Here is a 13,766-nt window from a genome sequence, read left to right as displayed (position 1 = left end):
TTTTTACCCTACGCCCCCTTGAAATGAAAAACCCCGCACGCGACGGGGTTCTGTCTTGCGATCGCCACCAATCAAATCGTCTGCGCCGCGATCTTGTCCGCACTCTCCGGATCATCCACGCGCAGCGCGTCGATGAAGGTCTGGATCGATGTCCCGCAGGCGAACACCAGCACGTCCCCAGGCCGGCACAGGGACAGTCCGAGCCGGATCGCCTTGTCCACCTCGATCTCACGGTGCAGCGTGTCCGATGGCCCGACGACGTTCTCGGCGCCCTGCATGATCAGGTCGACCGCGCCGCCCACCGGGCGGCCACGGCTCTGCGACTCATAGATCACCAGTTCGTCGAAACGCTCGCCGCAGACTTCGCCGATCTGGACCAGGTCGCTGTCGCGGCGGTCGCCCGGGGCGGTGACGATGCCCACCAGCTGGCCGGGCAGCAGCGCGCGCGCCATTTCGGACAGGGCCGCATAGGCCGCCGGGTTGTGCGCGTAGTCGACGATCACGGTCACGCCGCGCACGTCGAACACGTTGGTGCGCAGCGGATTGGTCTTGGTGTCCGACACAAAAGTAGACAGGCCCGCGGCGATCTGGATGTTCGAGAAGCCCGCGGCCATCAGCGCCGCCGCGGCCGCGAGGGCGTTGGCGATGTTGTAGCGCGCCAGGCCGCCAAAGGAGGCCGGCATCGCTTCGACCCGCATCAGCTCCTGCTGGCGCATGCCGTCGGCGATCACGATCGCGTTGTCCAGCACATAGGTGCCGCGCCCGCCGTCTTCGAGGTGCTTGAGCAGGACCGGGTTTTCCGGTTCCATCGAGAAGAAGATGATCTCGGCGCCCGGCCTGGCGCGGCGCACCATCTGCACGCACAGCGCGTCCTCGGCATTCAGGACCACCGCTTTCGCAGCCGACGAGGCCACCACCGCCTTCACTTGCGCCAGGTCTTCGATGGTGTCGATGCCGTCCAGGCCCAGGTGGTCAGGGGCTACGTTCAACACCACGCCGACATCCGACTGGTCGAAGGCCAGGCCGCGCTTCAGGATGCCGCCGCGCGCCGTTTCCAGCACGGCGAAGTCGACGTCCGGCGCCGACAGGATGGTGCGCGCCGACCAGTAGCCGGTGCAGTCGCCCTTCACCAGGCGCTTGCCGTTCACGAACACGCCTTCGGTAGTGGTCACGCCCGTGCCCAGGCCGGCGACACGCGCGGTGTGGCCGATCATCAGGGTGGTGGTGGTCTTGCCGTTGGTGCCGGTGACGGCCACCACCGGGATGCGGCCGTTCGAGGGGCCCATCAGGCCCTCGATGATCGCCGCGCCGGCGTCGCGCGGCGCACCGGCGCTTGGGTGCTGGTGCATGCGGATGCCCGGCGCGGCGTTGACTTCGATGACGGCGCCGCCCTGCTCGTCCAGCGGCACCGCGATGTCCTGGCAGACGATGTCGATGCCGGCCACGTCCAGGCCGATCTTGCTGGCGGCGCGCACGCACAGCGCGCGCGTGGATTCAGGCAGCCGGTCGGTGCAGTCTTCGGCAGTGCCGCCGGTCGACAGGTTGGCGTTGCTGCGCAATTCCACGCACACGCCGGGCGCCGGGACCGCATCGGGGGCATAGCCCTGGCGGCGCAGCATGTCCTCGGCATGGGCGTCGAGGGCCAGGCGCGTGAGGATGTTGCTGTGGCCAGCGCCGCGCGCCGGGTTCTGGTTCTCGATTTCCACCAGTTCGGTAATGGTGCTGACGCCGTCGCCCACCACATGGGCCGGGCGCCGGAACGAAGCTGCCGCGATGCGCCCGCCGGCGACGAGCACGCGGTAGTCGCGCCCCTCCACGAAGCGCTCGACGATGATCCGGCGACCGTATTCGCGCGCGAACTCGAAGGCGCGCGCCACTTCCTCGGGGGTGGTGCACCTGGTGGTCACGCCCTTGCCCTGATTGCCGTCGAGCGGCTTGAGCGTGACGGGCACGCGCAGGCGGCGCGCGATGCGCTGGGCTTCTTCGACGGTGGTGACGGTGCCGCCTTCGGGCACCGGCACGCCGGCCTCCTGCAGCAGGGCCTTGGTGAGCTGCTTGTCGCTGGCGATTTTCACCGCGACATAGCTGGTGTCGCCGGTGGTCGTGGCCTGCAGGCGCTTCTGCTTCGAGCCCCAGCCGAGCTGGAACAGGTTGGCTTCGTCGGTGATGCGCTGGCTCGGGATGCCACGCTCGTGGGCGGCGGCGAGCACCGCAGCGGTGCTGGTGCCGATCGAATAACGCGAGCCAAGCGCGCGCAGCTCCTGCATGCGCGGCTCGAACTCGAAGGCTTCGCCACGGGCGAGCGCGGTCACCAGGTCGCTCGCCATCTGGAAGGACGGCTCGGCCAGCTTTTCGATAGCGTACTGGACGACGATGCGGAACTGGCCCGGGCGCCCGAGGGCCGGACGGGTGCGGCCATAGCCGACGGCCGGGCCCGCCATCGACTGCAAGCTCAAAGTCACCTGTTCGATGACGCGCGCCAGGTAGGTGCCGGCGCGCAGGCGCTGGGCGAAGCCGCCCGGCTGGCCCGAGGGCACCAGCTGGCCATTCAGGGCGGGCAGCATCGCCAGCAGGGCGTCGTTAAAGCCGGGAATATCTTTGGAGGAAATGCCGTACAGGTCTTCCAGGTCCACCACGCTCAGCAGGCATGGGGTATCGGCGTGGATGTTCGGACCGCGCAGGAATCGTTGTTCGAGGATGTACACAGAAATGTCCCTATAGTTCGAATTATTGTTTTGATTATATTTAAGGCGTTGCCGGCAGCCCAGCCGCCCGCAGCGTGGCCGCAGGTCGCCTGCCCAGGGGGCAGCCGGCCTGCGGCCAGTTTTTTCAGAGTGCGGTCAGATGTCCAGCAGTTGCGCGTACATGCGCGTGGCCATCAGGCCCGCCGCACTGTGGTGATGCGCAGGCGACATCAGTTCGGCAAGGAGCGTCATCGCTTCAGCCTTGCCGGCGGCTGCGGCAACCCGCTGCTCGAGCAGGCCGAGCTCGTTGTCGCCCCCGCTGTCGCGATCCGTGTCGCGCGCCGGGCGGCGGCGGATCAGCCCGCGTTCCGGGAACTGGCTGCTGCGGTCGAGGTGTTCACCAAGGTTGTCGAGGGTGCGCTGGCGCGCGCGGTGGGTCAGCACGCGCGCTTCCTTGACGTTCCTGGCCCCGCCTGGCGGGGTGATGATCCAGTCGCGCAGCACCTGCTGCTCGTAGGCGGAAAAGACGCCGAACATCTCGGCGCGTTCGCCATGCACCAGCTTCCAGAAACGGCTGTGCTCGACATCTTCGCCACGCTTGATCCAGCCCGCGCTCTCCAGGGCGCCGAGGAAGCCAGGGATTTGCGCCGGGTCGCCCAGCCAGTCGTTAACCGAGCGGCCCGCGACGCGGCAATAGTCGGAGTGCATGTTCTTGCCGACGCTGCTCTTGTGCGCCAGGATGCGCACCAGTTCTTCCTGCAGGTCGAACGCGGCGATGACGGAATTCGTGCTGGCGCCCAGTTCGTTCAGGCGGTAGCCGTCGATCACGCGGCGGTAGAAGGCGGCACGGTCGCCGACGCGCGGCATCAGGTCGACCAGGGCCTGCACCGCCTTCTGCGCGTGGCCGCTGGCCGCATTGTCCACCGTGACGTGCAGCGTGAAATAGTACGGATCGATCCCGAATTCGTTCAGCTCGTAGGAGGTGATCATCAGGTGCAGCGGCAACTGCTCGTAACCGAGGTTGTAGCCGATAATTTCCGGCAGCATGCGGTCGGCATTGTGGCCCAGCGCCAGCTGGATCGCGCCCTGCACGAAGTGTTCTTCGTCGAGCTGTTCCCAGGCGTCCACGTCATGGGCGGCGAGCAGCTTGCGGTAGATCGTGACGTGATTCTTGCTTGGCGCGCCCTCGCCCAGCTCCTCGACATAGGTCTTGATCAGCGGGTGGTAGTCCGGATTGTCCCAGTGCTTGAGCAGGCCGTAGAGCCAGGCGCCATCGACCAGCTTGGTCGGCGCAACCGACTTGATGAAGTTCAGGGCGTGGCTGCGGTTGCTGAAATAACGGCGCGGCGCGCCCGCCTTGCGGGCCGCCAGGTAGTCGCGGTACTCCTTGCCGACGGCCTCGGTGCGGGCGGCGATCCAGCCGGGCAGCTGCGCCAGCGTCGGCGGCAGGTCGGCCGGGATGTTCTGCACAGCGGCGATCTGCTCGCGCAGGTAGGCCTCGCCGGCGCGGGCGTTGCCGAGCGGGTCGCCATACAGGGCAAAATACAGATCCTTCGCGCAATGCGCCGCGGATTGCGCGGTGCGTTGGACGTGGGAGACTTCCGGAGCATCAGTAACGAGTTGTGGCGTCATGGACTGGCAGTCATAGTCTTGTTGATTAATTACCGGAATTATCCAGTCTGGACTATGCATTGCGAATCGGCACGCGTGCCCTAAGGATGTAAGACAGAACTTACAAAAGTTACAAATAATATGGATGGGCTACATGAGACCCTTCAGTCGCCCAGGCTGATGCCCAGTTCGCGCGCCGTCGCCACCGTATCGCCATCGACCGGTACTTCCTTGGTGCGCCCGGCAACCTGGTCGAGCGGCACCAGCTCGATCGCCTGCCAGCCGAGCGCCACCATGACGCCGGCATGGCCCGCAGCCAGCGCGCGCACGGCGGCCGCACCGAAGCGCGAGGCGCACACGCGGTCGAAAGCCGACGGGCTGCCGCCGCGCAGCAGGTGGCCGAGCACGACGGTGCGGCACTCCTTGCCGGTCAAGGCCGCCAGCTCGCCCTCCAGGCGCGCGCCGATCCCGCCCAGGCGCTCAGCGCGGCCAGCCACGGCTCCTGCCCGCAGCTGCCGTTCGCCGCCGCGCGCGCAGGCGCCTTCGGCAACCACCACCACCGAGTGGCGGTGGCCGCTGGCGTCGCGCTGCGCGATGGCCTGCGCCACCTTGCCGACCTCGTACGGGATCTCGGGAATGAGGATCGCGTGGGCGCCGCCTGCGATGCCGGCGTGCAGCGCGATCCAGCCGGCATAGCGCCCCATCACCTCGACCACCATCACGCGGTGCTGGCTGTGGGCGGTGGTGTGCAGGCGGTCGATGCATTCGGTGGCGAAACCGACCGCGGTATCGAAGCCGAAGGTGGAAAAAGTGTGGGCAAGGTCGTTGTCGATGGTCTTCGGCACGCCGACGACGCGCAGGCCCCGCGCATGCAGGGCCTGGGCAATGCCCATGGAACCGTCGCCGCCGACGATGACGAGCGCATCGACCCCGCGCGCCCGGCAGCGTTCCACGACCTCGCCGCTGCGGTCAAGCTCGACCAGGGCGCCGTCGGGTCCGGGCGTCGGGTAACGCAGCGGATTGCCGCGGTTGGTGCTGCCGAGGATGGTGCCGCCGAGGTGGCCGATCGCGTGCACGTCGGCGGCGGATAAGCGCCAGACCGGCTCGCCGGCGCATTCGCCGGGCGCCAGCAGGCCGTTGAAACCGTCGCGGATGCCGTGGCACTCCCAGCCCAGCCGCTCGCTGGCAAGGACGACCGAGCGGATGACGGCGTTCAGCCCGGGCGCGTCGCCACCGCCGGTGAGCAGGCCGATGCGGCCGATGCCGCTGTTGCGCCCGTTATGCCGATCGACCATGTCTTTCCTCCATTTGCCCTTGCCGTTTGCATAACATTAGCACGGAGATGCGCGCGCCTGCGCCCGTGTGTTGAACGGACGGGCGTACCGTTTGTCCAACAGATTTGCATATTAGTTTGCACCGGATTGACGATGAACCGCGCGCGCTGGCGCGCCGCCGCCAGCGGCGTAGTATAGGGAGGTCGACAGTGCGGGATGACGTTTCGCTGCCAGGGGAATCGCAATGGCTCAGGGACAGGGGCAGGTATTGATCGTCGGGGCCGGCCCGAGCGGGCTGGTGCTTGCCCTGTGGCTGCAGGCCCTCGGCGTCGAGGTGCGCATCGTCGACGCCGCCAGCGGCCCCGGCACCACTTCGCGCGCGCTCGCGGTGCAGGCGCGCACGCTCGAGCTGTACCGCCAGCTCGACCTCACCGCGCCCGTGCTCGACGGCGGTTACGCGGTCGGCGCCTTCAACATCTGGGCCGAGGGCGAACACCGGGCGCGGATCGAACTGGGCGCCATCGGCGCCGGACTGACGCCCTACCCCTTCCTGACCATTTTTCCGCAGGACCGCCACGAGCGCCTGCTGGAAACGCGGCTGCTGGATGCCGGGGTACGGGTCGAGCGCAACTGCAGCCTGCTGGGTTTCGAAGAAACCAGGGGCGAGGTCCTGGCGCGCCTCGGCCATGCCGACGGCCGCGAGGAAGTCTGCGCGGCGCGCTACATCATCGGCTGCGACGGCGCTCGCTCGAGCGTGCGCAACATTATCGGCGCCGGCTTCCCCGGCGGCACCTACCGCCAGGTCTTCTATGTCGCCGACATCGAGGGCGAGAGCCCGGCGCTCAATGGCGAGCTGCACATCGACCTCGACGAGTCCGACATCCTGGCCGTGTTCGCGATGGCGCCGCGTGGCCGCGCGCGGCTGGTGGGCACCGTGCGCGACGAACGGGCCGAGCATCCCGAAAACCTGAGTTTCGCCGACGTCAGCGCGCGCGCCATCGACAACCTGATGATCAGTGTCAGCCGCGTGAACTGGTTTTCGACCTACCGCGTGCACCACCGCGTCGCCGACCGCTTCCGGCTCGGACGCGCCTTCCTCGTCGGCGACGCCTGCCACATCCACAGCCCGGCCGGCGGCCAGGGCATGAATACGGGCATCGGCGACGCCATCAACCTGGCCTGGAAGCTGGCCGCGGTCCTGCGCGACGGCGCGCCCGACAGCCTGCTCGACAGCTATGAAGCCGAGCGGCGGCCCTTCGCCCGGCGCCTGGTGCACACGACCGACCGCGCGTTCAACTTCATCACGGCCGATGGCGCGGTCGCCGAAGTCGTGCGCACCGGCGTGGTGCCGCGCATCATGCCGATGATGGCCCGCGTGCCTGTCGCGCGCGAGTACTTTTTCCGCACGATTTCGCAGACCGTGCTGCACTACCGGCATGCGCCGCTGAACGACGGCAGCGCCGGGAAAGTCCATGGCGGCGACCGCCTGCCCTGGGTCGCCATCAACGGCGGCGACAATTTCGAACCCCTGGCCAGGCCCGGCTGGCAGGCGCACGTGTATGGCGAAGTGCGGCCAGAGGCGGCAAACTGGTGCGCGGCGCATCGCGTGCACCTGCGCCAGTATCCGTGGCGCGACGGATTCCGCGCGGCCGGGCTGGCACGCGATGCCTTCTACCTGCTGCGCCCGGACACCTATGTCGCGCTCGCGGCCGGCACGCCCGACCCACTGCTCTTCGACGGCTACCTGCGCGCCAACGGGCTCGCGCTCTAGCTAGCGGATGCCAGTGGAGCGAAGAGCTAACTGAAGATTTGAAGCAAAGCAAACCTGCGCCACCTCAACGCATTTGCGGCGATGATTGAAGCACGCCGCGCTCGCTTGCCGCGTTTGCTTACGTACGGGGCGCACACCCGCTCAACCACCTTCGGAGAACCATGGAACTCACCGTCAACAACAGCACCACCTCCGCCTTCCTCGTCACTGTCTTCGCCGAACTCCAGGATGGCAGCTTCGTCGGCAAGGTCATGGCGGAAACCGACGTGCCCTACACGCCCTATTTCGACAACGAAGTCGACCAGGTGGTCGTGTACATCTCGCCGGACGAAGAGCAGTTGCAGGCCATTCTCACGGCGCTCAATGAGCGCCGGCTGGCGTTCGGGGATTTGCAGAACTATGGGTCCGCGGCTGGCGGGAAGTCGATTATTTCGGTCTGACCCGTAGGGTGGATAGGGTAATTTCGGCCAATGGTCGGAATTACGTCCAGGCGTTCAACCAGCGCAAGATCAGCCCAGCAGGCATTTCACACGTAATTTGAACGCGTGGACGGCAGAGCCGTCCACCCTACGTGCTGATCACGCCGGGCGCGTACGCCGGCCCGTGCTCCTGGCCTCGGGCGCGCCGCGAGCGGCCGGTACGGTCCGCGTCACCAGCACCGTCGCGATCCGCCGCTCCACCACTTCGGCCACTTCGAAACGCAGGTTATCGAGTTCCACCGCCTGTCCGTTCGATGGCAGCGCGCCGAAGTGTTCGAGCATGAACCCGGCCAGCGAGCTGTACTCGTCGTTCGGGCTGACCAGGGCGTCGGTGCCGAGCACCTGCTGCAGGTGGTGCAGGTCGGCCGCGCCGTCGACGCGCCAGCGGTCGGGGCCTTCCTGGATCACAGCCGGCTGCTCGTCTTCATCGGGAAAGTCGCCGGCGATCGCCTCGAGCAGGTCGATCGGCGTCACCAGGCCCTGCAGGGTACCGTATTCGTCCGCGATCAGCACCAGCTGGCCATGCGAGCGTTTCAGCGTCTCCATCACTTTCAGCACGTCCCCGGACTCGGGCAGGATGATCGGGGTGCGCAGGTGCGCCGGGTCGATCCTGCCGCCGAGCGCGAGGTCGGCCATCAGGTCGCGCGCACGCACCACGCCCAGGATGTCGTCGAGCTGCCCCTTGCACACCGGGAAAAAGCTGTGCGGCGTTTCCAGGATCTGGGCACGGATGACTTCGGCATCGGCTTCGATGTCGATCCAGCTGATGTCCGAGCGGTTGGTCATGATTGACCGGATCGAGCGTTGCGACAGGCTCAGCACACCGCTGACCATGTTGCGCTCGGCCGGCTCGAAAGCGTCGGGCGTGGGGTTCGCCATCACCGCCTGGCCGTCCTGGGCGGGCGTGCCCTTGCCCCCGAGCATGCGCAGGATGGCGTCAGCGGTGCGCTCGCGCAGCGGCATGCGCGCCTCTTCCTTGGCAACGTTACGGCGCGCCATCTGGTTGAGCGCCTCGATCAGCACCGAGAAGCCGATCGCGACGTACAGGTAGCCCTTCGGAATGCCGAAGCCGAAGCCTTCGGCAACCAGGGACAGGCCGATCATCAGGAGGAAGCTCAGGCACAGCACGACCACGGTCGGGTGGGCGTTCACGAACCGCGTCAGCGAGGTCGAGGCAAACAGCATGACGCCCATCGATACCACCACCGCCGCCATCATGACCCACAGTTCGTTGACCATGCCGACGGCCGTGATGACGGAATCGAGCGAGAACACGGCGTCGAGCGCAATGATTTGGGCCACCACCACGCCGAAGCTGGCGTACTCGGCCAGCCCGCTGCGCCTCAGGACCACGCCCTCGACCCGCTCATGCAGCTCCAGCGTCGCCTTGAACAGCAAAAACAGGCCGCCCAGCAGCAGGATCAGGTCGCGCCCCGAGAACGACAGGGAGCCGGCGGTAAACAGCGGCTCGCTCAGGGTGACGATCCAGGAAATCATGGTCAGCAGGCCGACCCGCATCAGCATGGCGAGCGACAGCCCCAGCAGGCGCGCCCGGTCGCGCTGTTCGGGCGGCAGCTTTTCCGCGAGGATCGCGATGAAGATGAGGTTATCGATGCCGAGAACGATCTCGAGTACAACCAGCGTGAAGAAACCTATCCAGATATTCGGATCGGATAACCATTCCATATGGCGTCCCGGGAAACGTCGAAGTCTTGGCCGTACCATAGCCGGGCGCGGCGATCCGGGGCGCACGCGTGCGCCCGGGCGCACCAGGGTCAGCGCACGGACCTGCCCCGCATCAGCCACACCCGGCTGTTCACCCCCGGCAGCATGCTGCTGTTGACGATGGCAAGGTTCCCCGACCCGTCCACCGCAAGCTTCTTGCCCAGCAAACCCTGGTGGCTGCCGTTGCCCGCGCCAGGCGGGGCAGCGCTGCCCGGCACCGGCGCCGGCCGGCTAAAACCCTGCGCGCCGTCGGGCGAGACGGCGATCTGGAGCGCGCGCGGCCTCGCGCCAGGGGCGTCCAGCACTTCCCAGATCACGACCATCCGGCTTTGCCCATCCGTGCCGATGCCGGGATAGGCGGCGCTGGCCGTCCCCGTGCCGGACACCGGGCTCGAGATCGTGCGCGGCGCGCTGAAGGGACCGCCGCCTGTCGAGCGCGCATGGCGGATTTCGGAGCGGCCGCCCGGGCCCGCCGGCGCCTCCGCATATACCAGGTGCAGGTCGCCCTTGCCGTCGACGGCCAGGCGCGGGGCGTCCGCATGGCCGGGGCCCGCCCCGACGCGCCTGGCAGGGCCGAAGCTGGCCCCGTCGTCGTCCGAGCGCGCCAGGTGGATGTCGGCTGCCGGATCTTCGCCCACGGTCCAGGCCAGGTGGACGGCGCCATCGGGACCGGTGGCCAGCGCGGGGGCGCGCGCCGGCCGGGCCGCGTCGCCCGCCACCTTGCGCGGCGCCGTGAAGCTGGCGCCGCCGTCGCGCGAACGGGCGAACCAGAGCGCACCGTGGTATTCGGTCCAGGTCGCCAGCACGTCGCCGTTGGCGGCGACCGCCAGGTCGTGGCTGCCGTTCGACCAGACCGTGCAACTCAGGCGTCCCTTGCCGTCGCCGCCGCGCGAGCGCGACAGGTTGACCGGCTCGGAGAACTGCAGGCCGCCATCGCTCGAGCGCGCGAACAGGATGTCGCCGCCATGCGAGCCGCCCGAGAAGATGATCTCCTGCCACAACATGTACAGCGTTCCCGGCCGCCCTCGCTCGCCGGGCGCCATGGCGATGCGCGGGTGCCAGGAAAAAGTGGCGGGGCTGCGCGAGACGTTTTGCGGCGTGCCGGCGAGCCTGCCGCCGGCTGGGTTCACCTTCTGGACGAAGACATCCTTGCGCTTCTGGTCGACCCAGGCCACGGCCAGGCCGCCGGCGGCGTCGAAGGCGACCGTCGCGTCGTCCACGTAGTCATAGCGCGAGTCATTCTGCTGCCAGGGTCCGCGCTCGCCGCGGCCGGCGGCAAGCGCGGTGGGCTCCTGCCACACCAGGCCGGGCGGCGGCGGTGCGTCGTCGCCTGCCGCTGCCGGAACCATCAGTGCCGCCAGGGTGATATGAACGGACCAGGCCAGATGCCGCATCGCTGCCTCCCATCGGGTGTGCCGTGTTTGACCTCGTTCGCCGGCGGTGGTGCCCTGCCGCTGCCACGGCATTGCAGCGCCCTTCGCCGGGTGCCGCCGCAGCAGTTCCAGCACCGCGTCCTGCTCGACTGGGCGGCTGAACAGGAAGCCCTGGTATTCGTCGCAGTCCATCCCGCGCAGGATTGCCAGTTGCGCCTCGGTCTCGACGCCCTCGGCCACTACCTTCAGCTTGAGGCCGTGCGCCAGGTTGATGATCGAGCGCGCGATCGCCGCGCTGTCCTCGTCCTTGCCGAGGTCGCGCACGAATGCGCGGTCGACCTTCAGGCTCGCCACCGGGAAGCGCTTCAGGTAGGCCAGGCTGGAGTAGCCGGTGCCGAAGTCGTCGATCGCCAGCTCGACCCCGAGCGCGCGGATGTCGTGCATCAGCCGGTCGACCTCGTCCTCGCGGCTCATCAGGGCGGTCTCGGTGATCTCGATCTCGAGGCAGCCTGGCGGCACCCCGTACTCGTTCAGGCAGCGCCTGATCGTCGCCAGCAGCGACTTCTGGTAGAACTGGCGCGGCGACAGGTTCACCGCCACCTTCACGCACTGCCCGGTCGCGCGCGACCAGTCGCCGACGCGGCGGCAGGCCTCTTCCAGCACCCAGTTCCCGATCGGGATGATCAGGCCGGTGCGCTCTGCGATCGGGATGCACTGCACCGGCGACACGTTGCCCAGCAAGGGGTTCGACCAGCGCAGCAGCGCCTCGAAGCCGACCACCCGGGCGCCCTGCACGGTCGCTTTCGGCTGGAAGACAAGCCGCAGCTTGCCCTGCGCGAGCGCGCGCCGCAACTGGGCTTCGACCGTCAGGCGCTGGTCGAGGTCGAGATGGACGCGCGCCGAGAAGAAGTGGACGGCTTCGCCGAGCTCGACCCCGTGGCCGCTGCGGGCGCCCTGCGCGCAGCGGTACAGCGCGTCGGCGCTGCTGCCATCCTGGGGAAACAGCGCAACGCCGAGCGCGGGCCCGAGGAAGAATTCGCGGCCGTCGAGCAGCAGGGGCGCCGAGCAGCGCTCGTGCAGCTCGAGGGCGAAGCGCTCGACCGCGCCCCGCCCGCTGCCGGCGTCCACCAGCACGCCGAATTCGGCGCCGCGGATGCGGGCAAGGACCACGTTGTCGGCGGCGCGGTCGCCGGCGAGCTGGCGCAGCAGGTCGCCGATCTGCCGCAGCGCGCGGTCGCCCGCGTCATGGCCGAGCAGGTCGACGATCTCGTGCAGGCGCTCGAGGCTCAGGGCCAGCACGGCCTGCGCCCGGCCGCTGACGGCGGCCGCAGCCAGGCGCGCCTCGAGCAGGCGCCAGAACTGCGCCTGGTTGGGCAGGCTGGTCACGCCGTCGAATTCGCCCAGCCAGGCCAGGCGCGCCTCGGCGCGCTCGCGCTCGGTGATGTCGGTCAGCACGCTCACCAGCTGCGTCTCGCCCGATTCGGCGACCAGCCTGGTCGTCAACTGGATCACGGTGCGGGTTTCAAGCTTCCCATCGCCGCCCCTGCCCAGCATCGGGCCGACCGTTTCGACGCTGGCGCCATCCTCGAGCAAGGCCTGGTAGTGGCTTGAGCGGTCCTGGTCCTGGGTCCGGAAGACCGCCTGCTCGTCGACCCCGGCCAACTCGCTGCCCGAGCGCCCGACCAGCCGCGCAAAGGCATGGTTCGCCATCACGATCCGCTGCTCTGCGTCGAGCACCCAGATGGGGGCGCCCACCGCATTGATGATCGAGGCCAGGTAATCGGAGCTTTTTGCCAGGCGCGCTTGGCTGCTCGACAGCAGGTCGATCAGCTGGAACTGGCGCCGGGCGCCGCGCGCAACGCGCCAGGCCACCAGCGACAGCACGGCGGCCAGCAGGACATTGAACGCGAGCGCCATCCACAGCCTGCCATACCAGGGGGCGAGCGCGTCGCTGCGGTCCATGCCGGTAATGATGAACAGCGGAAAGCCGGGCACGGTGTCGTAACCATACAGGCGCGGGGTGCCGTCGAGGGGACTGTCGGTCTCGAACGCTCCCCGCTCGGCGCGCGGCAGGTGTTCGCGAAACAGCGGCGTCTGGAGGTACTTGCGCCCGATCCCCGGGGGATAGCCGGGGCCGCGCACCAGCATCGTGCCGTCGCGCTGGAACAGGGTGACCGAGCCGCCGACGCCGAGCTCGACCAAGCCGTACAGGCGGGCGAAACGCTCGGCATCGACCTGGGCGACGATCCAGCCGCCGGCGACGTCGGTCCCGGCCCCGCCGCTGCCGGCCAGCGGCCGCGCGAAGTTGATGAGTTCCGCCCCGGTGCGCGGGTCAATGTGCGACACGAAGATCCGCGGGCCCTCGCCCCCGCCAGGCGCGCGGGGCAAGGCGTTGAGCATCGGAAGCGGCGGCAGCGGCGGCCCGCCGTCCGCCTCGAGGCTGACGCTGGAGACGACCCTGCCGGCGGCATCGACGATGGCCAGGCGGCGCAGGTATTCGAGGGCCCCGCCGGAGCTTTCGCCGAGCAGCACCTGGCCGACGTCGGCGGCGCCGCGGTCGCGGTAGATGCCGGCGGCGCGGGTCATGGTGCCGTCGACGGCTTTCGCCACGCTCATCGTCTGCGCCGCAAAGGCGATCGCGACGTTGCGCAGCGAGGTCTTCTCGGCATTGAGGGTGTCGTGGTAGCTGGCGAACAGCATGGAGGCGGTCACCAGCACCAGGGCCAGGATCAGGCCGGCCGTCGTGACGACCAGGTTCACCTTCGGATAACGCCAAAGCTCGCGCGACGCGGGAGGTTGCGGCGGTGTCATGGTGGCGGTCTCTTGAGAAAGGGGGCATGCGGCGCGAT

The 13,766-nt window shown here is 68.6% G+C and carries 7 protein-coding genes; 2 read left to right on the top strand and 5 right to left on the bottom strand.

All coding sequences use genetic code 11. The annotated features are described in order from the left end of the window. Positions 1-71: 71 nt before the first annotated feature. From cphA to ACFPN5_RS23735, 3 genes are all read right to left on the bottom strand, one after another. Complete coding sequence (cphA, locus tag ACFPN5_RS23745; RefSeq protein ID WP_379786323.1) at positions 72-2,705, bottom strand: cyanophycin synthetase; 2,634 nt, start codon at positions 2,703-2,705, stop codon at positions 72-74. 135 nt (positions 2,706-2,840) lie between these two features. After that, entirely contained in the window at positions 2,841-4,316 is a 1,476-nt protein-coding gene (locus tag ACFPN5_RS23740; protein ID WP_379786322.1) for an iron-containing redox enzyme family protein, read from the bottom strand. A 143-nt stretch (positions 4,317-4,459) separates the two neighbouring features. Beyond that, the gene (locus tag ACFPN5_RS23735; RefSeq protein WP_379786321.1) at positions 4,460-5,590 is read right to left on the bottom strand and encodes a 6-phosphofructokinase; all 1,131 of its coding nucleotides are present in this window, start codon (positions 5,588-5,590) and stop codon (positions 4,460-4,462) included. A gap of 223 nt (positions 5,591-5,813) precedes the next feature. Between ACFPN5_RS23735 and ACFPN5_RS23730 the strand changes: the two genes are divergently transcribed. Both ACFPN5_RS23730 and ACFPN5_RS23725 read left to right on the top strand, forming a co-directional pair. Then, positions 5,814-7,340 carry an FAD-dependent monooxygenase gene (locus ACFPN5_RS23730; RefSeq protein ID WP_379786320.1) on the top strand — a complete coding sequence of 509 codons (1,527 nt, stop codon included), beginning with the start codon at positions 5,814-5,816 and terminating at the stop codon, positions 7,338-7,340. A 161-nt stretch (positions 7,341-7,501) separates the two neighbouring features. Then, positions 7,502-7,780: a hypothetical protein gene (locus ACFPN5_RS23725; protein ID WP_379786319.1), complete on the top strand. Its 279-nt coding sequence runs from the start codon at positions 7,502-7,504 to the stop codon at positions 7,778-7,780. Positions 7,781-7,918: 138 nt separating this feature from the next. Here the strand turns inward: ACFPN5_RS23725 and ACFPN5_RS23720 are convergent, their stop codons facing one another. Both ACFPN5_RS23720 and ACFPN5_RS23715 read right to left on the bottom strand, forming a co-directional pair. Then, positions 7,919-9,505 (bottom strand): TerC family protein, encoded by a 1,587-nt coding sequence (locus ACFPN5_RS23720; RefSeq protein ID WP_379786318.1) that lies wholly within the window; start codon positions 9,503-9,505, stop codon positions 7,919-7,921. 89 nt (positions 9,506-9,594) lie between these two features. Then, positions 9,595-13,728 carry an EAL domain-containing protein gene (locus ACFPN5_RS23715; protein ID WP_379786317.1) on the bottom strand — a complete coding sequence of 1,378 codons (4,134 nt, stop codon included), beginning with the start codon at positions 13,726-13,728 and terminating at the stop codon, positions 9,595-9,597. Positions 13,729-13,766 lie beyond the last annotated feature (38 nt).

The organism is Massilia niabensis, assembly GCF_042655085.1.
Taxonomy (GTDB): domain Bacteria; phylum Pseudomonadota; class Gammaproteobacteria; order Burkholderiales; family Burkholderiaceae_D; genus Telluria; species Telluria niabensis.
The sequence above is the reverse complement of the archived record's forward strand: the minus strand, read 5'-3'. Positions and strand labels throughout refer to the sequence as shown.

What these genes read in the sequence shown, in the direction of transcription:
- ACFPN5_RS23740 (WP_379786322.1), bottom strand. Translation starts at nt 4,316, where the DNA reads ATGACGCCACAACTCGTTACTGATGCTCCGGAAGTCTCCCACGTCCAA.
- ACFPN5_RS23735 (WP_379786321.1), bottom strand. Translation starts at nt 5,590, where the DNA reads ATGGTCGATCGGCATAACGGGCGCAACAGCGGCATCGGCCGCATCGGC.
- ACFPN5_RS23730 (WP_379786320.1), top strand. Translation starts at nt 5,814, where the DNA reads ATGGCTCAGGGACAGGGGCAGGTATTGATCGTCGGGGCCGGCCCGAGC.
- ACFPN5_RS23725 (WP_379786319.1), top strand. Translation starts at nt 7,502, where the DNA reads ATGGAACTCACCGTCAACAACAGCACCACCTCCGCCTTCCTCGTCACT.
- ACFPN5_RS23720 (WP_379786318.1), bottom strand. Translation starts at nt 9,505, where the DNA reads ATGGAATGGTTATCCGATCCGAATATCTGGATAGGTTTCTTCACGCTG.
- ACFPN5_RS23715 (WP_379786317.1), bottom strand. Translation starts at nt 13,728, where the DNA reads ATGACACCGCCGCAACCTCCCGCGTCGCGCGAGCTTTGGCGTTATCCG.